The following is a 20,912-nucleotide window of genomic DNA, read 5'->3' on the forward strand; positions in this document are numbered from 1 at the left end:
ATGCCTACGTATTTAATACATTCTGGCCCAAATCCGACCTTGGACTTTTATTTTGCTGCGCGATCTCACGACCACGACATCTTTTGGGTCGCAGACCCAAGCCAGCTAGAGTTTGATGCCACCGATACACTGGTTTTTGTTCGTTATATTAATTCAAAATGGCGGCGGTATTTACAACGCTTAGCCGTAACGAAGCGGCCTGCCATCGTGTTTTTTATGGATGATGATGTGCTGGATACATCTACACATAAAGGCTTGCCGTTTCGTTATCAATGGAAACTATATAAATACGCCGCCAGACACACCAAGTGGCTAAAAACCGTAGAGGCGCAACTATGGGTGTCCACTCCATGGTTAATGCAAAAATATCACGATTGGAATCCCACCTATTTGCCCCCCCAAAGTCCCTATACAAATACCACAGAACACTACACTATTTTCTACCATGGTTCTGCCTCGCATGAGGCCGAAATTCAATGGCTAGTACCTGTGATAGAGCACGTATTGAAACTAAAACCTAATTTAAATTTCGAAATAATTGGTGCAAAAAAAATACGAAAACTCTTTAAAAATACAGACCGAGTTCACGTATTGCACCCTATGTCATGGTATAGTTATCGCTCTTTAATTAGCTCTTCCAATCGGTGTATTGGGTTGGCCCCATTACTCGATACGCCCTTTAACCAAGCGCGTTCGGTCACCAAGGTCTTTGATATCACTCATGCTGGTGCAGTAGGGATTTATACAAACCATTTTGTATATAGTTCTATTATTAAACACCAATTAAATGGTTATTTATTACCCATGGATAAAGAAATATGGGTGAAAAGCATAATAGAATTAATTGAAAATGAAAAAATGCGTCAGGAAATGTTAAAAAAGGCGCAGGAAACCGTAATAAATAGTCAGTATATTTTAAATAGCGCAATTAAGAATGATGTCGTCTAAACTCTCAGGTATTTCTACTCTTATACATATAGGTGCCGGTCAGGCGACGGAATTAGAAAATTGGGTTAACCAAGGTTTTGAGTCAATCGTATTAATAGAACCACATCCCGTTCTTGCAAACCAGTTACGGCTACGTAGCCGAAAGTTTCCTCAAGTAAAAGTAGTAGAAAGTGCCATAACGGAAAGGGCAGAGCTTTCCGAGTTGTACGATTACACTATTTCCGGTTTGGCCAGTCTGCGTCAGCCTACCGGTTTGAAACAGATCTTTCCAGGCTTGCAGTTGGCTCAGCGCTATACAGTCGTCACATGCCGCTTAGCGCAGATAGTCAACCATTATGGGCCTAGCCCAGAGCAAAAAGCGCATTTGATTATTGCGGCCGCTGGCGAAGAGGCCGATTTGGTTGATGCCTTGTTGCAAAGTGATCAACTCGAACGTTTCCTAAGTATTAGCCTTAAAGCCAGTATAGAGCCCCTCTACGAAGGGGCAGAGCCAGCATCCCAACTAGTAAAAAGACTCGAGGACGCGGGCTACGAGCTAAAGAGCACTAAAGCCATCGACTCCGATTGGTGCGAATGGCTGCTGCAACGCGACCCACTAAAAGACGAGCTACAGCGTTTGCAGCAGCAGTTCGAACAAATAGAAACAGAGCTAGCCGAACAGCATAGTCACGCGGAATACACCGTCAATGCTCTGCAAGAGGAACTCACTCAAACCCAATTAGCTCAAAAAAGTGCAGAAACACGCCAGGCGCAGCTAGAAAAAGAAAAAACCGAGTTAGCCAAGCAAAATGCAGCTTTGCAGGCTACCGTTCAGGCTCATGCTCAGGATCTACAGAAAGCCAAAGAGCAGCTAGTGCAGCAAGTAACTCTGCAAGAAGAACTCACTCAAACCCAATTAGCTCAAAAAAGTGCAGAAACACGCCGGGCGCAGCTAGAAAAAGAAAAAACCGAGTTAGCCAAGCAAAACTCAGCTTTGCAGGCTACCGTTCAGGCTCATGCTCAGGATCTACAGAAAGCCAAAGAGCAGCTAGTGCAGCAAGGAACTCTGCAAGAAGAGCTCACTCAAGCCCAATTGGCTCAAAAAAGTGCAGAAACATTGCAGGCGCAGCTAGAAAAAGAAAAAACCGAGTTAGCCAAGCAAAACTCAGCTTTGCAGGCTACAGTTCAGGCTCATGCTCAGGATCTACAGAAGGCCAAAGAGCAGCTAGTGCAGCAAGGAACTCTGCAAGAAGAGCTCACTCAAGCCCAATTGGCTCAAAAAAGTGCAGAAACATTGCAGGCGCAGCTAGAAAAAGATAAAGCCGAGTTAGCCAAGCAAAACGCAGCTTTGCAGGCTACTGTTGATGCTCATGTTCAAGCGATAAAAAAAGCCAACGACGAACTAGCCCAACAAAAAGAGCAAGCAGTGCAACAATTTGCTGCGTTGCAAAGCGATTTAACTCGCGCACAGGCAGACGCTGAAAAGAAAAACAAAGAAGTAGAAAAAGTACAAGCTGAACTACAAAGCACTCAAGAACAACTACAAAAAACAAAAGAATGGTTCGCAAGCAGTAAAAAGCAAGTGATGAAGTTAGAGCAAGAGCTAAAAAAAGAACAAGAAAAAACGCAGCAGCTAAGCCAAGAAAATGCACTGCTAGTTAAAACTCAGACTACAGCCGAGGTGGGCTTTGCTCAGCTTGAAGATCGCATGAATCAGTTATTTGCTCAGCAAACCGCACAAATTCAACAAGCCACCAATGCACTGGGCAAACATGTGACCCGTTCGTTTGTGCAGCAACGCCAACACTACCAATCAGTACTGGGTTTACAGCATTACCTAGAAAGCGGCGAGCAGCCTTTGGCATTCGGGGGGTGGGCGATTGGTGCGGATGTGGCGAGTCATTTGGTGCAGGCCCTAGAGCAACATAGCTATGACTTAATTATTGAGTTCGGCAGTGGCACGTCAACGGCATTAATGGCAAAAGTCATCAGCCAGCAAATGCAGCGCCATAACAATGGGTATGCAGAAGAGCTGCAATTAAACTACCAAGACGTGGATACACCTGTAGCTAAAACAGGGCGTCAGGCGATGCACCAAGCACGAGGCTTAGAAAATTACGAGCTACCGCGTCGTATTCTCAGTTTTGAACAAGATAAAAACCATTTCCAGCAAACGAAACAGCTTTTGGCTTCGCAGGGGTTAAGCGGGGTAGTCGAACTGGTCTTAGCGCCGTTGGTGCCATCCCGCTTTACCCACGACGCAGCGCATACGGCATTGTTTTATGACTGCGAAAACCAATTAGCACGTGTAGCCCAATTATACGAGGGCCGCGCCGCGCGTATTTTGGTTTTGGTCGATGGCCCATTTAGCCCTAAATCAGATCCTATAGTGCGCGCACCTGCCTTGGCGCAGGTGCTGCAGTATTTTTCCTCAAAGCATCTGGATATTATGTTGGATGATAGCTTGCGCGATGGCGAGCAACAAGTGGTGCAACATTGGCGTGAACTTAGTGCAGAGCGGGGTCTGCAATGGCAGGAAAAAGAGCTAGAGGCAGATAAAGGTGCTCTTTGGATCACAGTAACACCCTAGCAATAGGGATAAGGTAAAACACAATGACTAGGAATAACGATTCTATTGTGCAACAAGCCATGGCGCACTTTAAAGCCGGCGACTACGCGCAAGCAAAAGCCTGCTATCAACAGGCTGCAGACCGCTATGGGGCGCACTTGTTTGCTAAAAACGTCCAGTTGTGTGAATTGCGCTTAGGCAAAACGCAGGTGGCCTCTGTAGTCCATTCACCTGAAGCCGTTCAGTTAGCACAGACTCAGGCGCTACTAGAGCACTACTACACACGTTGCCAAGAGCTTGAGTATCAATTAATAGATAAAAGGTAAGTCGTAATGAAAGTTTTAACGGTGTTTGGCACCCGCCCCGAGGCCATTAAAATGGCTCCCCTCGCTTTACAATTAGCTGATGACACACGCTTTGAGGCAAAGGTTTGTGTTACTGCTCAGCACCGCGAAATGCTAGATCAGGTTTTACAGCTGTTTAATCTACAGCCTGATTATGACCTAAATATCATGAAACCCGGTCAGGACCTTAGTGATATCACCACAGGTATTTTGCAAGGTTTAAAAACAGTTTTGGCCGAGTTCAAGCCAGATATGGTTTTGGTGCATGGTGATACGGCGACTACCTTTGCGACGGCATTGGCGGCCTATTATCAGCAAATTCCAGTGGGTCATATTGAGGCTGGGTTACGCACAGGCAATATGTATTCGCCGTGGCCCGAAGAGGGCAACCGCTGTTTAACAGGTGCTATCACCACGTTGCACTTTGCGCCCACCTCTGCATCGCGCCAAAACCTTTTGGCGGAAGGCGTAAAAGACAACACCATTGTGGTCACGGGCAACACCGTCATTGATGCCTTGCTGCAGGTAAAAGAAAAAATAGAAAATGACACGGACTTGGTGGCGGAGTTAGCACAGCGCTTCGACTTTTTAGATAGCACTAAAAAGCTGATTTTGGTCACGGGCCACCGCCGTGAAAGCTTTGGGGGCGGTTTCGAGCGCATTTGTCAGGCCCTGGTTCAGACAGCCGAGCAGCACCCTGAAGTGCAAATTGTGTACCCGGTGCACCTGAACCCCAATGTCCAAGAGCCAGTCAATCGGCTTTTACGACAAAGTCCTAGTATTCATTTAATTGAGCCACAGGACTACTTGCCCTTTGTGTATTTGATGAACAAGGCTCACATTATTTTAACAGACTCGGGTGGTATCCAAGAGGAAGCCCCCTCGTTAGGCAAACCTGTCTTGGTGATGCGCGACACCACCGAGCGCCCAGAGGCAGTGGAAGCGGGGACTGTTAAATTAGTAGGAACCCATATAGACCAAATAACACAAGAATTAACGCGATTGTTAACGGACAGCACCGCTTACGAGCGCATGAGTCAAGCCCATAACCCGTATGGGGATGGCTTGGCATGTCAGCGTATTCGTGATTTTTTAATCGATAATTCTATTTTGTAAGAGTAAAAGTTATGAGTTTTGAAACCATTTCCGTTATTGGGTTAGGCTATATTGGCTTGCCTACCGCCGCCGTGTTTGCGTCACGCATGAAAAAAATTATTGGGGTTGACGTCAGCCAACACGCTGTAGACACTATTAATCAGGGCAAAATCCACATCGTTGAGCCTCACCTAGAGGAATTGGTGCAGGCAGCTGTTACGGATGGCTATTTAAAAGCAGTTACGCAGCCAGAGCCTGCCGATGCGTTTTTAATGGCAGTGCCTAGCCCCTTTATTTATAACGAAACCGATCAAAGCCATACTGCCGATTTAAAGTATATTGAAGCCGCCAGTAAAGCCTTAGCAGCGGTACTGCAACCGGGCAATTTGGTTGTGCTCGAGTCCACGGTACCAGTTGGTGCGACAGAAAAAATGGCGCAATGGCTAGCCGAAGCCCGTCCAGATTTAACCTTTCCCCAAACGCATGGTGAAGACTCTGATATTCGTATTGCGCATTGCCCAGAGCGCGTGTTGCCCGGCCAAGTCGTACGCGAGCTAGTAGAAAATGATCGCGTGATTGGCGGTATGACAGCCAAATGTGCACAGCTAGCCTGCGAACTCTACAAAGTCGTGGTAGAGGGTGAGTGCATTAGCACCACCGCGCGCACAGCAGAGCTAGCCAAACTAACAGAAAATAGCTTCAGAGATGTCAATATCGCGTTTGCGAATGAGTTATCTTTGATATGCCACGAGCTAGACATTAACGTGTGGGAATTAATTTCCTTAGCAAACCGTCACCCACGTGTTGACATTCTTCAGCCGGGCGCTGGCGTCGGGGGGCATTGTATTGCAGTAGACCCATGGTTTATTGTGGATGCCTGCCCCGAGCATGCCAAACTAATCCGTACTGCACGTCAAGTGAATGACAGCAAACCGCAGTGGTTATTAGGTCGGGTAAAAGAAGAACTAGAAAAAGCCCACACCCAACACCCTGAAAAAGCCCGCAAAGATATTAAAGTGGCGTGTTTAGGCATTGCGTTTAAACCAGATATTGATGATTTACGTGAAAGCCCAGCCTTACATATCGTAGAGCAAATTGCTCAGTTAGGGTGTGAGGTTCATGTGGTCGAACCAAATATTGAGCAGTTGCCAACTAGCTTAAGTGCAGCGTCTATTCACTTAAGTACCACAGAGACAGCCGTGGCAAATGCCGATGTGGTTTGCGTGCTAGTCAAACACAGTGTATTTATGACGCAGCTAAACTTGCAAGCGTTAAAAACCTCTGCGGTAATTGATGCGGTAGGGCTATTAGAAGCATTACCCTCAGGGGCAAAGAGCGATAGCTTAGAGCTAGTGGCCTAAGTGAATTTTGTGGTGTTTTAAGTAGGCGTTGTATGGATTCTCTTCTTTTACACGCGCAAGACCTTGCAAAGCAGTCTTGCGCGCCTTTTTTATCTATTCCTAAACGTATTGCCTATGTGGTTAGCCATGGGCAAAGCTATGCCAGCAATGGCTATGCAGTACGCACTCAAGGCATTGCGCAGGCGTTAAATGAACACGGTTTCGAGACCTTGTGTTTTGTACGCCCAGGTAGGCCGTGGAGCGTAGACAAGACACGTTCCATTCAGATAGCGGCAGAGGTAAAAGTAAAAGGAGTGCGTTATATCCATACGCGCCAAACTGCGGACAGCCGTGACGAGATAGCTGAACTAGAGAACGACGTTCAACGCTATATAGAGCTGTTCAAGGTGTACAGACCCGAAGTGGTGATTGCCGCTTCAAATTACAAAGTGGGTTTACCCGCGTGGGTAGCAGCACAACGTTTAGGCTTGCCTTTTTATAATGAGGTGCGCGGATTTTGGGAGTTATCTAAAGATGCGCGAGAGCCTGGTTACGCGAACACAGCGGCATTTAAAAAAGAACAAGAGCGAGATACCTTTGTAGCGCAGCAGGCAGTACACGTCTTTACTTTAAACCAACCCATGAAAGATGAGTTGGTGCGCAGAGGCGTAGAGACAAACAAAATACAGCTAGTGCCCAACGGTGTGAGTGAACTACCCGAAATAAAACCAGCAGACCCTGAGTTGCAACGAAAACTTGGCATTAATGCTGGGGATAAAGTGATTGGCTATGTGGGTAGCCTCAGCGCCTATGAAGGTCTGGATCTACTGCTTGATGCCTGCACCGAACTGGTGCAAAACGGCGAAAAACTCAAGCTGCTACTGGTGGGGGATAGCCAGCCCCTGACATTGAAAAACGCGAGCGGTGCTTCAGCGGACAGCATAGCCAATATCGGCTTGAAGGAACCTCCACCTTGGTTGATTCAGGTCGGGCGGGTACCGCATGCCCAGGTTGCGGACTATTATGCACTGTTGGATACGGTAGTCATCCCTCGCAAAAAGCTGCTGGTTTGTGAGTTAGTGCCCCCCATGAAGGCCGCTGAGGCCTTGGCTTATAGGAAGCGGTTAGTGACCTCGGATGTGGCGCCACTGGCCGAGTATGCAGACAAGTACGACAGCGTGGTGAGCTTTGAAACCGGTAGCGTCAAAAGCCTGGCTACGACACTTCAGAGCTTATCGACGCTATCGATAGCTAAGCCGAGTACCGATCTGCTGTTCTCCGCGCATAGCGAGCTGATAGTGAAGACACTGAAAAAGGAGGCGAATCAAAAGAGTGCGGTGAACGAACCCCAAGCTGATATTATTAAAAAAATTAATGAGAGTGAGATAAGAAAAGAGAAAATCAATGGGATGACCACATATACGTTCCCTGTGGCAGGGCAGCGTTTGGTTGTTGAGTTCGAGGTGGTGTCTGAGTTGTCTTATGCCCACAATCAGGTTATCGCGGGTATAGAGTTTAAAGACTCTGAGGGCGGTCTGGTAGAGTCAGAAAGCCACCGTTTATTCAACTATAGTCGTTCAGCTCAATACGGAAGGTATAAGTATCTCTCTGCAAATTCGGGCGGTTCAAAGTATACGCTGACGCTTGAGGTGCCTGAGGCGGCCTCGCAATGTGTAGTGCGACTGGGGTTCCGGCGTGGAGCAAAGGTTTCAATGGCTGGTGAGTCTTTATTTAGCTTCTACACAGGGAGCCTAGAAAATGAGATTAAGAAGGTGCTCATAACTCCGACAGAGTGCGACTCTCCTGAGGAAGTTGGTCAGTTTTTAAAGAGATTAGGATTCAACGTTTCATATGTGACTGCAGTGATTAAGGTTATAGAAACGCTGCCCATGACTAAAAAGTTGGTTGCTGATGCTTTTTGGTATCTTTGGTACCTCACGAATGACCCAGTCTTGTTTGAAATGGCTCGGCAGCACTTGGTGTTTCAAGGTCGAATGTATGAAACCAAGCAGCTTTTGAATGAATGGGACGTAAGTACCAATCTGAAGAATGGGAAAAACTCAGCTCGGAGAGTTGAGGATGAGCTAAGCCTGTTAGAGAATGGCATGCCTATGCCGCAGAAGCGATCAGCTCCGATCTATGCACCTACTGGCAATGTCCTTTATTTACTCCATAACCGACTGCCCTATAATTCAGGTGGCTATGCAACACGTACACATGGTCTTTTAACAGGGATTGTGAAGAACAGCAATTTCAAAATGCACGGGGTATCCCGGCCTGGATATCCATCCGACCATGCGAAGCACATCAGCAAACCTTTGCCAAAGAACATTCCAAAAGTCGATGTGGTTGATGGAATTGAGTATTTCGCTCTAGACCAAAATATTCGTCGCTCCAGCTTAACCATGACAGAGTATGTTGAGGCTTATGCAAAAGAAGTTGAAGCCTTAGCGATAGAAAAGAACGCAAGTATCATACACGCTGCAGCGAACTTTCCAAATGGGCTAGCCGCAAGTCTGGCTGCGCGCCGGCTCGGAATTAAGTCTGTTTATGAAGTGCGCGGACTTTGGGAAATTACAAGGCTGTCACGTCAAGAGGGCTGGGATGAAACAGACCAGTTCCGCTTTATGGCTAAAATGGAAGCTGAAGCTTGCAATGCCGCCGATGCCGTCATTACCATTACAGAAGCACTGAAAGACTTGATGATATCCCGCGGCGTAGATGCCTCTAAAATTACGGTCGCCCCGAACTGCGTGCATACAGACTTATTCTCTCCACTCGAAAAAGACCAAAAGCTGGCGAATGAGCTAGGTATAAGTGATAAAGATACTGTTATCGGTTATATCGGTTCAATCGTCAATTACGAAGGCCTAGATGATCTAATGGAGGCACTGGCCCTACTTATTCAAGATGGTATTACCAACTTTAAATTTTTGCTAGTTGGTGACGGAGCCGTGCTTGATGAGCTTAAGCAACAAGTGATCAATTTAGATTTACAAAGTCATGTAATTATTACTGGCCGTATTCCTCATGAGATGGTCCAACGTTACTATTCATTAGTTGATATAACACCTTTTCCAAGGAAGCCTTATTTGGTGTGTGAGACAGTGTCCCCTTTGAAACCTTTTGAGGCTATGGCGTCACAAAAAGCAGTAATAGTTTCAAGCTGCGCAGCACTCACAGAGATTATTCAAAATGAGGTTACAGGTTTAGTTTTTACTAAAGGAAGCATTATTTCTTTAAAAGAGAGCATATTAGAATTAATAAAAAATAAAGATAAAAGAAATGAAATTGCTAAATATGGAAGGTTGTGGGTGAAAAGTAATAGAGATTGGAAGCATTCTTCTAAGCTGGTTTATAATATTTATAAAAATCTTTTCAATTAAAATAGTTTTTTGAGGTGAGTTTTGAATAAGAAAATATATATAATAGTGAGATATAGTGTGGTCTCTAAAAGTATCCAGGGCGGATGGAGAGCGGGCAGTAAAGTAAATTATATTGATTATAAAAATTTAATATTAAATGAAGCTAGACTTAATGCACGCTTTAATTTGTTTGTAAATATAACTATAAAAAGTATTTTAAGTCAAAAAAACTTTGATTATAAAAATTTAAAGTTGGTTGTGTTAACTTCGAAAGATTTACCCGTCAGCCATAAGGAAAAGCTAAAAGAGTTAGAAAATAAATATGATTGGCTTTTTGTAAGCTACTTAGGAGATGATTGTAATATTAAAGATTATAGTAGTTTTGTTAAAGAAGACTTAATGTCTTTAGAAAAAGATTCTTTGTATGTAACTCTTAGACTAGACGATGACGATGCATTATCTGATGATTTTTTATATCGCGTGATGTCATATATGGAAGAAAGTAATAAAGGGTTTGCCTTATCATTTAATGAGGGGTTTTCTGCTAAATATGATACTAATGAAAATGATTTTATTGAGTTTTATCCTCTACGTGTAATGAACTTAGCAATAGGGTTAGGGTTCATTAATTACTATAATTACGAAGAAAAAAAATTTTTCAAAAATCATGTTTCAATTTATGACTTGGGTAATCATTCCTTTATAGATAGAAAAGTTCCAGTTATTGTTGATGGAAGACGACCAGCTTATATAAGAACTATCTATGAGGGACAGGATACACTTCAACAGTCACTATTGAAGCAGGTTAAGGATAAGAAAGCTTTAGATAAAAAAGATGTTCAGCCATATTTCTCCTTTCTTAATAAAAAATAATTATGAATTTTTTTCCATCTATTTCAAATTTTTTTGAAAAAAAAAGTGAATCAGGAAAAGCTGGAGTTTTTCATGAAAATATACTTTTTCCTATCGATTATAAGTTTACAAAATTTTCAGATAAACTAGTGGTTTTTTATCCAGGAGCATTTGATAAAAAAAAATTGATGCCATCTTTCCAAAGATCTTCTTATTTTAAATTTCTTCCATATAATTGCTTATCTTTATTTGATCCGACTCTTTTTTTGAGTGATGACGAAAATTTTAGTATAGGCTGGTTTCAAGGTAACACTGAAAATTTTTATGCCAATACTTGCTCTGATCTGATAAGAAATTTAACTAATCTCATGGGCATTAATTCCGAAAATGTTTTACTTTTCGCAACATCTGCTGGGGGTATCCCAGCAATTAAAACAGCAGATAAAATTCAAGGCTGTAATGTTTTCTTGGGAAATATTCAAACTAATGTTTTTGGTTATTTTGAAAAGCATGTACAAAAAATGATGGGGATTTGCTATGAAGGTGAAAGCTTACAGAGCATTAAAAATAAGTACTATGAAAGGCTAAGTATTGAAAACAGTTTAATTAACTCAAAAGTTTTTTATGCTCAGAATATAAGTGATAAATTTCATTATGATCGGTTCTTCAGTCCATATATAAAAAATTGTAAAATAATAAGAGGTGGAGAACTGCAGGCGGTTGTTTATGATGATGCTAAGTCTGGACATAGCCCTTTGCATAGAGATTATGAAATTGAAATAATTGAGAGTATATTTAATGGCAAAGGGTTTTTTAGTGTATATGAGGGATTTTTAAAAAATACTTATTCATTTTAACAATGTTTTTTCGAAGGGTCTTAATTATAAATGGTTTTATTAAGACACTATAAAATAATTTATTTCAATTTAAAGAGTTAGAGAACTATGCGTATTGGTAATCTCCCACTAAACTGTAGTGCTTTAAAGTGGAGTTTTTTGAAAAAGAAACTCAATGAAAAATCCCGTTACACCGACAGCCAAATCAGGACTATTTTGAAGCAACCTTAAGCCAGTACGCCGATTCTAAAGCTGTGCCTTGAGCACGGCGTGAGCCGTGCCACGTTTTATAAATGCGAGCAAAATACGGCGGCATGGACGCGTTCATAATGGCTAGTTTCAAAGAGCTGGAGCTGGAAAATCAACTTCTCAAGAAAACGAAGTTATAGCAGACTGGTTAATTCGATTAACCACAGCCCAGCGCAACTGGGGCATCGGCTTATGCTTCGCCTATCTACGTAGTATTAAAGGATTTACCTGGAATTACAAATAGATGTATCGAATGTATCGGCAACTTGAACTCAATCTGCGCATCAAACCGAAAAAGCGTTTAGTACGTGAGCGTCCTGAGTCTTTAGGCGCGGTGACTGACATTAACCAAGTCTGGTCGATGAATTTTATGCATGATCAGCTGGCGGATGGTCAAATTATCCGGTTATTGAACGTCGTGGATGACTTTAATTGTGAGGGCTTAGCTATCGAGGTGGACTTCTCTTTATCTGCCGAACGAGTGGCACGAGTTCTGCATCAAATCATTGAATGGTGCGGAAAACCCAACAACTTACGTTGTGAAACGAAGTTCGGAGTCGCCACAGCGGCCCAGAATATATCGGTAGAACGCTACTTGAATGAGCAACGCAATGCCAGATCACTTTAATCCACACCCAACCAAGAAAGCCGCAACAGAACGCCTACGTCCAACGCTATAATCGAACGGTTCGTTATGATTGGCTAGCCCAGAACCTCTTCGAAAACCTAGAAGAAGTGCAGCAAGGAGCCACTGCTTGGCTCTGGAGCTATAACAGCGAACGACCCAATCTGGCGTTGGGTGGCCTCACTTCCAAACAATGATTACATCAGTATCTACTCATTCATCCTACTTTGAAACACTGCTAAAAATGCGGTTACCAAACCACCCAATTAAAAGCGATCAGTTTGAAGGTTGAGTCCTAATCGCCTCTTATCATGGAGTCAATACTATCTATGGAAAAAAATAACAATGAAAATGTAGTAGAGAATATAGTTGTGAAGTTAAAAAATATTGAAAAGAACATCGCACAAACAAGCAAGGATAACCTTAACAAACTTACTCGTGATTTAATTACTGTACAAAATCGTCTATATGCACAACTAGAAAGTTTGTCTTGGCTGCAGCGTCGTTTGATTATTAAGGGGCAATTACCACCTTTAAGAGGGTGGGCAAGTTCTCCCGATGTGTTGTTACGTTTGCATGTGCATATTATGGCTATACGGCCACAACTTATTGTTGAATTTGGGAGCGGGGCCTCAACTCTAGTGATTGCCGATGCGCTGAGTCAGATCGGTTCGGGTAAATTGATTTCTATCGAACATAGTAAGCACTATGGAGCACAAACAAATTTAACATTGCAAGCAGAAGGTTTAGAAGCTTGGGTAGATTTACGGATCGGAGACTTAGAGAAATGGGATGGTGAGCACTTGAATCCTACAGATGCTGAAAAACCGTCAAACTGGTATCCAATTTCGTTATTAGAAGATCTAGAGCACATTGATTTATTGTGGGTAGATGGGCCGCCAGGAGCAACTTGCCTATACAGCCGTTATCCAGCTTTGCCAGCACTAGCTAATCAATTATCTGCTGATGCTGAGGTCTGGATGGACGATACAGTTCGCCAGGAAGAAAAAGATATTTGTGAGCATTGGGCTAAAGAATATGGGTTTAATTTGGAGTATTTTCCATTAGAGAAAGGTTTAGGGCGTTTGACACGCTCAGGATCTTCCCTTGTTGCTTTGCCTTCAATTCAAGAGCAGAAAGTTGCGGATTATGAAAAAGGAATTAATCCTGAGCGAGCTTTAGGATTTGACTTTTCTTTATCTGATGATGAGGGTACAGGCTGAGGTTTATGTTTATAAATAACCTTAGCGTATAGGAAAAAGCATAACGATTTCTAGTGCTATAAATTAAAACGACCCATAACCGCGCAAATTAACTTTTACGCAGTTATGGGCTTTTTTAATTAGAAGAGGTAGATAAAAGCAGGAGAAGCATTTCCCCCTTTAGCGGTCCATTTTGATCTTCTCTATCACCTCATCCCTACTTATCACCGTGGCATATTTTTCTTTCATATCAAATAAGTTAGCTTCATGAGGGGCCAGAGCGCGGTCTCCTACGCAATCCGAGATCACAAAGGGACGAAAGCCTAGCTGCATGGCATCCACAACGCTAGCGCGGATACAACCGCTTGTGACGGCGCCGGCTACGAGTAGGGTTTTGACGCCTCGTTGGGTTAGCCAAGCCGCCAGCGAGGTACCAAAAAACGCAGAGGGTACGGTTTTTCTTACCACTAACTCCCCCGGTTTGGGTGCTAGTTCTGGGACAATATGGCTGTTGGGGTTGTCTTCTCTTAGTCCCAGCATAGTGGGGACTTTTAGGCTGAAGACATTAGTATCAGCGCCATCGTCTGCAAACACAATGCGTGTATGGGCAATGGGCCAGTTGTGTTGTCGTGCAAATGCTAACAAAGGCACGGTGTTCGTAATGGCTTGGGCTATGTTGCCGCCTCCAAAGGTGTTGGGGTCCGCAAAACCATTCACAAAATCAATAATGACCAAGCCGTACGGGGGTAGGGGGTCCAGTTTTCCACCAAAGCCTTGTAAAGAGTAAATACTTGTCTCACTCATATCGAGGGATTCCGTTGTAAAAATAAAATGAATCAGAAAAGAGCCGTTGGTTCGTGTTTTTTTAATCCAGGATTTTTCCTTCGCGCACCACTTCGTTTCCATCTAAGGAAACGGTGCAATGGCGTAAAGGAATATCAATGTGACAAGCTGTGGTGCGGCTGCCGCCAGCTTCGTTATTTGGGCCTAGTGAAAACAGGAAGTTGCCTTCGTAGGCTCGGGCATCCATGCCAATGGTTTGCTCGCGATCGTATAGGCTTAGGGTAGACCAGTGACAACGTGGTTGTAAGCCCCATCCAATATGAGAAATGGCATAGCCTTCGGGGTCGTTAAAGGTGCTCATGTATTCAGCCAGTAGTTGGGCATCAATGCCGCCTTCTATTTTGGTGGCATAGCCATTTTCGACGGTGAGGATGATTTTTTCCTTAGCGTAGGATTTCTGAGGCAGCAGAATATCCCCTTCGTCGATGACAATCGTACCTGTGCTGCCCCCTTCGTTAGGGAAGGTAAAGAGAAAGCCACTGGGCCAATGATCCCAACGGCCGGGTTCATCGACAAATCCATACTCGCTGACTACGGGGAATTCGCCTAATGGGAAGCGCATGTTTGTGCCCGCTTTAGAGGTGACTGTCATTGTTTTGGCGCCAGTTAAGCGGGCTGCATGCCGTTTGACCCGTTCTCGATCCGCCTTAGTAGGTACGGTACGTACAAGAATTTCAGGGGGTTCAATCGCCAGTAGAATTTTGGTGCCGCTTTTTAAAATCTCTACTTGTTCATTAGAGAATAAGAGTGTCATTAGGTCTAACACTAAGTCACTCTCTTTGAGCATGGCAATGGCTGCTGGGTTGTTGGCTAAGGGTGTAGCACCCAAGTAGGCCAGCGGGTCGCGGCTAAGCGATTTCTCTGCATTAACGTGCGGTAGTTCCAATTTATTCACTATGGCACCAAGCGAGTGGGCTGCCATAAGTGCCATTTCCACGGTTTGGGGGTGGCTGGTCGAGTTAGTCAAGACGGTGACGGTTTGGCCTTTCTTTAATTCGGAAAGGTGCAGGACTTGCAGCCATGCGTCTAACAGTTGGTGGTTGCTTACTGCCATATGTGGCTCCTTAACAGCGAATTAAAACATTTAGGAAGTGAAATCGACTTGTAGAAACTCGCCCAATGCGGCATAAAAGCCGGCTTCGTTGTCCCATGGAATCATGTGCCCAGCGTTAGCTACGCAAACAGCCGTAATAGATGGGGCAAGCGAGGTGATTTCCTGTACGTCTTCATCGCGAATCACATCGCCGTGTTCCGCACGCATTAATAATGTGGGAATGTGTAGAAACGGTAAGTCAGAGTGGAAATCGTCGCTATGAAAGTCGTTAAAACTCTCTATCACCGCGCGTTCATCGCAGGTGTGTAACCATTCGGCACGTAATGCCAGCTGTTCATCGGTCCAGCTTGGGCAGTAGGCACGCATATCCTCTGCGCTGCAGCCTTTGCGGGCGGCTTTCATGGAGTCTACGTACCAAGAGAGATTGGCAGGGTAAGGGCGTCGGTCGGGGCCAGACACTGGCGGGTCCACGAGGATAAGGCGGTCTAGGCCGGAAAGCTGTTGGCGAGCTGCTCGCGCCGCTATGCGTGCGCCCATAGAGTGCCCTAATAGAATGAAATTTTTTAGTCCTAGCTGCGCGGTGAAGTCAATCACATCTTTTGCTTGGGCGTCTACCCCATAATCCAATTGCTCTGATTGTTCAGAAAGGCCGCGCCCGCGGACATCTACGATATAGGTGTTGAAATGGCGTCCCAGTTGCGTTCCTACAAAACCCCAAGTGATGGCAGGGCTAGTGATGCCAGGAATAATGATGAGGTTTTGGGTTGTGGTGGCCTTAGCCTGATCCATGCCGAAATAGAGGTAGTGCTGGCGAATGCCGTTCGCATGAACATTCGCGCCGTAGTGCGTCATTGTCAAAGTGTTGTCTCCTAAAGGGAAGGTGAAGGGAACGTTCAAGCTGTGGGTAATTTATTATTTGAACGGTCTTTTAATAATAGCATCGTTCAGTATGAACGCAAGCGCACGAGGCGGGATTCTGCTGCAAAGTGAGGGAATATGAGGGTTTTCCCTTTTTTTTCTATTTGGCTTTGCACTATTTAATTGTTTGTTCATATAATAAATTTCAGATGGCTTGCCGAGTCGTCTAGCTGCTGCATACGTTTTAAATATAAAAAGTTGATACTTATAAAACTTCTTCAGGAGACTTTTCATGCGTTTTTTTTCTAAGATTGCTGCTACGACAGCGATGTTCTGTTCTAGTCTTTTTATGGCTGGGGCGCCGGCGGTGGTTGCGGCTGCACCGGCTGTATCTTTCCCTGACCGCGAGGTCATGCTGGTGGTGACGTGGGCGCCCGGGGGCAGAACTGACGCAGCCACTCGTATCTGGGCACCGTATTTAGCCAAGGAGTTCGATGTGCCTGTGGTGGTAGAAAACAAACCAGGCGCTGGCGGCATTATTGGTGCGCGTAGTTTATTACGGGATAAAAAAGGCTATAGCGTTGGCGTGTTGTCGACTAGTCATTTGATTTCTCAGTGGGCGCGTATCCCCGCGTTTGAGCTCGAGAAGTACCAACCGGTGGCCTTACTGTATTCATCCCCTGTGGTGTTGACCGTAAATGCTTCTTCTGACATTCAGACGCTGGATGATTTTATTAAGGCGTCTAAAGACAAGCCGCTGACGTTCGGTCATGCCGGGCATGGTTCAGGCGATCACATTTCTACCGCCGCGTTTGCAGAGATGACCGGAGCCAAAGTACGCCACGTACCTTACGAGGGGGATGCGAGCGCAGTGACTGCTTTATTAAATGAAGAAATCGATGCGGTCATGATGCCTTTAATTGCCGTCAGTCAACAAATCGAGGCTGGCAAATTACGCCCTATTGCGGTGTCACAAATGAAAGCAGATGATTTGCACAAAGCCATTCCGACTTTTGCCGAGCAAGGGGTGGATTTTGAGGACGGTGACTTAGCCGGTGCTATTTTTATTTCTGCTGATGCACCTAAAGAGGCAGTCCAAGCTTGGGAAACCGCTTTGGCAAAAGCTTTTCAGGATGAAAGCTTGAAAGAGCAATTAAGTAAGTTTTTTATTGTGCCTGATTTTAAAGACTCTCAAGAACTAGAAGCTATTTTGGCTGATTGGAATCCTCGTTATGAGGCACTCATAGATCGACTCGGTCTAAAGGCTACAAAATAATTCATCTTTATTTTTCCGAGCCTTAGTGGGGTTACATACTAAGGACTCGGCTGGTGCAATATTAATTGATCTAGGTGATTTATGCAGTTTATTAAGAATAGATGGGCTGATGTGCTTCTTATTCTAGTGTTAGTCGCATGCATAGCATTTATATTTTTAGATAGTGCCACTTATCCTGAGGTGTCTTGGTCTTCTGGTGGGCCTCCTGGTTTCTATCCTAAGCTTTTAGCTAGTTTACTAGCTATCTTAGCCATAGGACTCTTTTTTGAAAAACGACCCCAAAAGTTAAATTTGCAAAAAGAGGTCGTGATCAGAGCCCTTATTTTTTTGATTCTGCTAGGGGCAGCGATTAACTTTTTAGATGTATTAGGGTTTCGTTTGACAGCATCAGGATTAAGCTTGGGAGCAGCCTTGACCCTCTATAACTGGAAAGAAGTACAACCCCGAAGCCTAATTGTATTAATTTTGGTTTCTATTTCTTTACCTTTGCTCTTAGCTACAGCGTTCGAAGATTTTGCGGGGCGTCGCTTACCCCACTCTTTATTTAATTGAGTATAAAAATGGATATCTTCGCTAATTTTTTTCAAGTATTCGATGCAGGCGTTAGTCATGTGTTTACGCCAGCCTCTTTATTGTATATAGCTTTAGGGACGTTAGTTGGTTTAGCTTTTGGTGCCTTGCCTGGACTTTCCTCAACCATGGCACTAGCTATTTTTACTCCTCTTACATTTGGGCTATTGCCTAGTGAAGCTATTGTTTTTCTTATAGCGGTATTTATTTCTTCTGTTTATGCGGGGGATTTAACCTCTATCTTGGTCAATATACCAGGTACGCCATCTTCTATTGCAACAGGTTTTGATGGGTATCCAATGACTAAAAAAGGTGAAGCTGGTCGAGCCATAGGAGTAAGCACTGTGGCTTCAGTTTTAGGGGGTGCTATAGGTCTAGTATTTCTTATTGGTTTCTCTCCTTTTTTAGTAGGTCTTGCTAGTTATTTTGGTACGTGGGAGTTTGCTCTTTTAGGCATGTTTGCTCTCACAATGATAGCGCTCATTAATGAGTCCACTATGCTAAGAGGCTTGATCGGCGGTGTCATCGGTTTGCTTATTGCTTGTGTTGGTGCGGATGTAATGACGGCTTACCCGCGTTTAGCATTTAACTCCGATGATTTGGCTGGCGGCATCGATATGATTGTTTTTATGGTGGGGCTTTTTGGTTTCTCCGAGATTTTTAGTCAACTAGAAGAATCCGAAAGACCAGCTATTAAACAAAAGATAGGAAAGATTTTTTCTTCAGTTGGATCAGTACTGCGATGTGGCAAAGCACTGACTCAAAGTAGCCTTTTAGGAGTAGGCATCGGTGTGCTACCAGGGGCAGGGGCATCAGTCGCCACCATCGCCGCTTATGGTTTATCCAAACGTACCTCTAAGCATCCAGAGGAGTACGGAAAAGGATCGGTAGAAGGTTTGACTGCAGCGACTTCCGCAGCCAATGCCAGTGTAGGAGGGGCATTAGTTCCTATGATGACCTTGGGTATTCCTGGTGACCCGATGACTGCTGTTTTAATTGGGGCTTTGATGATCCATGGTCTTGCCCCAGGTCCTTCTTTGTTTACCAAAGCTCCAGAGATTGTGTCCGGTATTTATTTAGGCTACATGGTTGCTTTGGTTTTTATGTTGATTTTTGGTTTGCTGTTAGCACGACCTTTTGCCCGACTTATCGCCTTGCCTAGATACCTAGTGCTGCCAGCGATTATGGTTTTATGTATTTTAGGCGCTTACTCCATCCAAAACAGTATTTTTGATGTAGGCATTGCCGTTGTTGCTGGGTTTATCGGTTATTTGCTGAAAAAGGTCGGTATTTATCCTGCGCCCATTATCCTTGGGGTCGTGCTTGGTCCCATGATTGAAACGAATTTTCGACGTGCCATTATGCTAGGCGACGGCGACTATAGTTTGTTTTTTACTCGTCCTTTAAGTTTGGCTTTGATTATGGCGATTGTTTTAGCCATTATTGCACCGCCTTTAATAAAAGGTTTAAGAGCGGGATTAAAGGGAAATAGGGCAAAAATAGCCAGTGTGTCGTGATTCAAAAGCAAAAATCTAGGAGGCAGTATGACTATAAAGCGGGTGGAAATGGGTCCACGTATGTCTAAAGCTGTAATTCATAATGGGGTGGTATATATCTCAGGACAGGTTCCCCAACAGACTTTAGCAGAGGGTTTTGAGGCACAAGTTAAAGAGGTGCTACATTTAATCGATACCATTTTGTCTAGTGTTGGCTGTTCACGGGCATCGCTATTATCCGTTTCGATTTCTTTAGCTGATGTGGGTGATTTTGATGTACTAAATGCGGTATGGGAAGAGTGGGTAGATCAAGAAAACAAACCAGCACGCATTACGGTGGGTGCTACGCTTTCTTCTCCGGAATTTAGGGTGGAGATCGGAGCAATCGCAGCAGCTAAGGATTAATTTACGTATGAGTAAAGTAGGTTTTATCTCGTTGGGCGGGACGATTAGTATGGAGCAAAGCGCCAAGGGCAGAATCCCGAAATTAGGCGCTTCGAGCCTCCTTCAAACCCTACCGCAATTAAGCGATATCGAAGTCATAACGTATGAAACGCCGATGATGCCTGGTGCGTCGCTTGATTTAAAGTTAATCAATAACATTGCTCAGCTAATAAATAGCGCCTTAGAAGAGGTGGATGCCATAGTGCTAGCTCAAGGCACCGATACGATAGAGGAGACTGCTTTTCTTTTAAGTTTATTAACCCGTTCAGATAAACCCATCGTGGTTACAGGGGCGATGAGAGGAGCGGATGCGGTTAGTAGTGATGGTCCTGCTAATTTAATGAATGCTTTTCTTATTGCCAGTACCAAGGGTGTATGTGATTTAGGCGTGGTGGTCGCTTTGAATGAGGAAATTCATTCGCCTTATTTCGTGACAAAAACTCATACCAGTTCGTTAGGGGCTTTTGAGTCTTACGATGTAGGGCCAATAGGATTTATAAGTGAAGGGGTAGTCAATATAACTTCCTTGCCGCGTTTACCTCGTTTTCCTAACTCGAGTTCTATCGAGAGAGCCTTCCCTGCAGTGGGTCTAATTAAAGCCAGCTTAGGAGAAGATGCAAGAGTTCTAGAGGCCGCCGCAGAGTTAGGCTACGAAGGTTTAGTCATAGAGGCTACCGGAGCAGGACACCTTTCTGAAAAATGGGTCAAGCCATTAGCAGATTTAGCTCAAAAAATGCCAGTGGTCTTAGCCACTCGCGTGCCTAAAGGCAAGGTGCATACTCGAACTTATGGGTTCTCAGGGTCAGAAATGGATCTTCTAAGCCGTGATTTATTACCTTCAGGTTATTTATGCGCTTTGAAGGCTCGCTTATTGTTAATCGTGTTACTAGCTCAAAACAAGAAAAGAGAGGAGATTAAGCGCATGTTTTATCAGGTCTATTAAATACCTTTATTTGAAAGAGGCGCA

17 protein-coding genes and 1 pseudogene are annotated in these 20,912 nt (G+C 44.3%); 15 read left to right on the top strand and 3 right to left on the bottom strand.

Annotated elements, in window-relative coordinates; translation table 11 throughout:
• From ACBP46_RS09665 to ACBP46_RS09710, 10 genes and pseudogenes are all read left to right on the top strand, one after another.
• Window positions 1–948 (top strand): hypothetical protein, encoded by a 948-nt coding sequence (locus tag ACBP46_RS09665; protein WP_371016518.1) that lies wholly within the window; start codon window positions 1–3, stop codon window positions 946–948.
• Window positions 935–3,517: a hypothetical protein gene (locus ACBP46_RS09670; protein ID WP_371016519.1), complete on the top strand. Its 2,583-nt coding sequence runs from the start codon at window positions 935–937 to the stop codon at window positions 3,515–3,517. The genes ACBP46_RS09665 and ACBP46_RS09670 overlap by 14 nt, the downstream gene beginning before the upstream one ends.
• 23 nt (window positions 3,518–3,540) lie before the next feature.
• A complete protein-coding gene (locus ACBP46_RS09675) occupies window positions 3,541–3,822 on the top strand; it encodes a hypothetical protein (protein WP_371016520.1) in 282 nt (93 codons plus the stop codon).
• A 6-nt stretch (window positions 3,823–3,828) separates the two neighbouring features.
• Window positions 3,829–4,956, top strand: a complete 1,128-nt coding sequence (gene wecB / locus ACBP46_RS09680; RefSeq protein ID WP_371016521.1) for a non-hydrolyzing UDP-N-acetylglucosamine 2-epimerase — start codon at window positions 3,829–3,831, stop codon at window positions 4,954–4,956.
• Between the two features lie 11 nt (window positions 4,957–4,967).
• Window positions 4,968–6,296: a UDP-N-acetyl-D-mannosamine dehydrogenase gene (gene wecC / locus ACBP46_RS09685; RefSeq protein ID WP_371016522.1), complete on the top strand. Its 1,329-nt coding sequence runs from the start codon at window positions 4,968–4,970 to the stop codon at window positions 6,294–6,296.
• A 32-nt stretch (window positions 6,297–6,328) separates the two neighbouring features.
• Window positions 6,329–9,661, top strand: a complete 3,333-nt coding sequence (locus ACBP46_RS09690; RefSeq protein WP_371016523.1) for a glycosyltransferase — start codon at window positions 6,329–6,331, stop codon at window positions 9,659–9,661.
• 21 nt (window positions 9,662–9,682) lie between these two features.
• The gene (locus ACBP46_RS09695; protein WP_371016524.1) at window positions 9,683–10,513 is read left to right on the top strand and encodes a glycosyltransferase; all 831 of its coding nucleotides are present in this window, start codon (window positions 9,683–9,685) and stop codon (window positions 10,511–10,513) included.
• Window positions 10,514–10,515: 2 nt separating this feature from the next.
• Entirely contained in the window at window positions 10,516–11,349 is an 834-nt protein-coding gene (locus ACBP46_RS09700; RefSeq protein WP_371016525.1) for a hypothetical protein, read from the top strand.
• A 138-nt stretch (window positions 11,350–11,487) separates the two neighbouring features.
• Window positions 11,488–12,399, top strand: a pseudogene (locus tag ACBP46_RS09705) (integrase core domain-containing protein).
• Window positions 12,400–12,531: 132 nt separating this feature from the next.
• Window positions 12,532–13,425, top strand: a complete 894-nt coding sequence (locus ACBP46_RS09710; RefSeq protein WP_371016526.1) for a class I SAM-dependent methyltransferase — start codon at window positions 12,532–12,534, stop codon at window positions 13,423–13,425.
• Between the two features lie 159 nt (window positions 13,426–13,584).
• Here the strand turns inward: ACBP46_RS09710 and ACBP46_RS09715 are convergent, their stop codons facing one another.
• The 3 genes from ACBP46_RS09715 to ACBP46_RS09725 form a co-directional block, all read right to left on the bottom strand.
• Entirely contained in the window at window positions 13,585–14,208 is a 624-nt protein-coding gene (locus ACBP46_RS09715; RefSeq protein WP_371016527.1) for an N-carbamoylsarcosine amidohydrolase, read from the bottom strand.
• A 61-nt stretch (window positions 14,209–14,269) separates the two neighbouring features.
• Window positions 14,270–15,301: a 2,5-dihydroxypyridine 5,6-dioxygenase gene (locus ACBP46_RS09720; RefSeq protein ID WP_371016528.1), complete on the bottom strand. Its 1,032-nt coding sequence runs from the start codon at window positions 15,299–15,301 to the stop codon at window positions 14,270–14,272.
• Window positions 15,302–15,331: 30 nt separating this feature from the next.
• Window positions 15,332–16,153 (bottom strand): alpha/beta fold hydrolase, encoded by an 822-nt coding sequence (locus ACBP46_RS09725; RefSeq protein ID WP_371016529.1) that lies wholly within the window; start codon window positions 16,151–16,153, stop codon window positions 15,332–15,334.
• Between the two features lie 298 nt (window positions 16,154–16,451).
• Between ACBP46_RS09725 and ACBP46_RS09730 the strand changes: the two genes are divergently transcribed.
• From ACBP46_RS09730 to ACBP46_RS09750, 5 genes are all read left to right on the top strand, one after another.
• The gene (locus ACBP46_RS09730) at window positions 16,452–17,435 is read left to right on the top strand and encodes a tripartite tricarboxylate transporter substrate binding protein (RefSeq protein ID WP_371016530.1); all 984 of its coding nucleotides are present in this window, start codon (window positions 16,452–16,454) and stop codon (window positions 17,433–17,435) included.
• Window positions 17,436–17,516: 81 nt separating this feature from the next.
• On the top strand, window positions 17,517–17,987 hold the full coding sequence (locus ACBP46_RS09735) for a tripartite tricarboxylate transporter TctB family protein (protein WP_371016531.1): 471 nt from the start codon (window positions 17,517–17,519) through the stop codon (window positions 17,985–17,987).
• An 8-nt stretch (window positions 17,988–17,995) separates the two neighbouring features.
• Window positions 17,996–19,522 (top strand): tripartite tricarboxylate transporter permease, encoded by a 1,527-nt coding sequence (locus ACBP46_RS09740; protein WP_371016532.1) that lies wholly within the window; start codon window positions 17,996–17,998, stop codon window positions 19,520–19,522.
• 27 nt (window positions 19,523–19,549) lie between these two features.
• Entirely contained in the window at window positions 19,550–19,906 is a 357-nt protein-coding gene (locus ACBP46_RS09745) for a RidA family protein (RefSeq protein ID WP_371016533.1), read from the top strand.
• Window positions 19,907–19,913: 7 nt separating this feature from the next.
• Complete coding sequence (locus ACBP46_RS09750) at window positions 19,914–20,888, top strand: asparaginase (protein WP_371016534.1); 975 nt, start codon at window positions 19,914–19,916, stop codon at window positions 20,886–20,888.
• Window positions 20,889–20,912: the final 24 nt, after the last annotated feature.

Origin of the sequence: Paenalcaligenes hominis (genome assembly GCF_041359055.1) — a bacterium.
Lineage (GTDB): Bacteria > Pseudomonadota > Gammaproteobacteria > Burkholderiales > Burkholderiaceae_B > Paenalcaligenes > Paenalcaligenes hominis_A.

Coding starts and splice junctions, on each gene's coding strand:
- ACBP46_RS09665 (WP_371016518.1), top strand. CDS start 1: ATGCCTACGTATTTAATACATTCTGGCCCAAATCCGACCTTGGACTTT.
- ACBP46_RS09670 (WP_371016519.1), top strand. CDS start 935: ATGATGTCGTCTAAACTCTCAGGTATTTCTACTCTTATACATATAGGT.
- ACBP46_RS09675 (WP_371016520.1), top strand. CDS start 3,541: ATGACTAGGAATAACGATTCTATTGTGCAACAAGCCATGGCGCACTTT.
- wecB (WP_371016521.1), top strand. CDS start 3,829: ATGAAAGTTTTAACGGTGTTTGGCACCCGCCCCGAGGCCATTAAAATG.
- wecC (WP_371016522.1), top strand. CDS start 4,968: ATGAGTTTTGAAACCATTTCCGTTATTGGGTTAGGCTATATTGGCTTG.
- ACBP46_RS09690 (WP_371016523.1), top strand. CDS start 6,329: ATGGATTCTCTTCTTTTACACGCGCAAGACCTTGCAAAGCAGTCTTGC.
- ACBP46_RS09700 (WP_371016525.1), top strand. CDS start 10,516: ATGAATTTTTTTCCATCTATTTCAAATTTTTTTGAAAAAAAAAGTGAA.
- ACBP46_RS09710 (WP_371016526.1), top strand. CDS start 12,532: ATGGAAAAAAATAACAATGAAAATGTAGTAGAGAATATAGTTGTGAAG.
- ACBP46_RS09715 (WP_371016527.1), bottom strand. CDS start 14,208: ATGAGTGAGACAAGTATTTACTCTTTACAAGGCTTTGGTGGAAAACTG.
- ACBP46_RS09720 (WP_371016528.1), bottom strand. CDS start 15,301: ATGGCAGTAAGCAACCACCAACTGTTAGACGCATGGCTGCAAGTCCTG.
- ACBP46_RS09725 (WP_371016529.1), bottom strand. CDS start 16,153: ATGACGCACTACGGCGCGAATGTTCATGCGAACGGCATTCGCCAGCAC.
- ACBP46_RS09730 (WP_371016530.1), top strand. CDS start 16,452: ATGCGTTTTTTTTCTAAGATTGCTGCTACGACAGCGATGTTCTGTTCT.
- ACBP46_RS09735 (WP_371016531.1), top strand. CDS start 17,517: ATGCAGTTTATTAAGAATAGATGGGCTGATGTGCTTCTTATTCTAGTG.
- ACBP46_RS09740 (WP_371016532.1), top strand. CDS start 17,996: ATGGATATCTTCGCTAATTTTTTTCAAGTATTCGATGCAGGCGTTAGT.
- ACBP46_RS09745 (WP_371016533.1), top strand. CDS start 19,550: ATGACTATAAAGCGGGTGGAAATGGGTCCACGTATGTCTAAAGCTGTA.
- ACBP46_RS09750 (WP_371016534.1), top strand. CDS start 19,914: ATGAGTAAAGTAGGTTTTATCTCGTTGGGCGGGACGATTAGTATGGAG.